The sequence below is a fragment of the Caballeronia sp. M23-90 genome (assembly GCF_053574605.1).
Genome location: NZ_JBSIPA010000941.1, coordinates 1 through 728 on the forward strand (window position 1 = coordinate 1; position 728 = coordinate 728).

Annotated in this window: 1 pseudogene; it reads right to left on the bottom strand. The window is 59.8% G+C overall.

The features are described from left to right. Positions 1-103: 103 nt before the first annotated feature. Positions 104-728, bottom strand: a pseudogene (locus ACRXB1_RS37165) (MMPL family transporter); the annotation flags it as partial.

Below are 728 nucleotides of genomic sequence, written 5' to 3' on the forward strand. Positions count from 1 at the left end.
GAATGCCGCGCCGCCGGACAGGGCGCGCAGGTTGCGAGCGGCGCGTGGCGTGATTGCCATCGTCATGAGTCGTTTCCTTGGATCTTGCTGGTGATCGTACGAATTAAAGAGTGTCAGCGGCCTTCTTCTGCACCCGGGGTTTGCCCATTAGAACCGGCTGAAATACCACTGCGCCAATCAATGTCGTAAATAGCGCCAAAACCAGCAGGCGGCCCATGCTCGAGGTGCCCGGATGGTGTGAAAACCACAAACTGCCGAACGCCGTTGCCGTGGTCGCGGCGCTGAACATCACCGCGTGCGTGAGGCTGGAATGCAGCAAACCGGTCTGCCCGGAGCGCCACGCCATCACGAAGTAGATCTTGAACGCCACGCCGATACCCAGCATCAGCGGCAATGCAATGATGTTCGCGAAGTTCAGCGGCATGCCGAAGACAACGCACAATTCCAGCGTGACCACGGCGGAAACCAGCAAAGGTATCAAAGTTCTCAAAACGTCGCCCACTCGACGCAAGGTGATCCACAGCAAAACGGTGATCGCGATCAGCGACAACACCGCCGCCTGCTCGAACGCCTTGATGATCGTGTTGGCCGAATGCAGCACCGAAATCGGCCCGCCGATGGCGTTCGGCTCCGCCTTCTGCACGGCATTGGCGAAGCGGGCGAGCATCTGGTCGTCGTCGCGATTCTTGCCTTCCAGCGCTTTTGGCGATGCCTCCACGAGGGCGTGA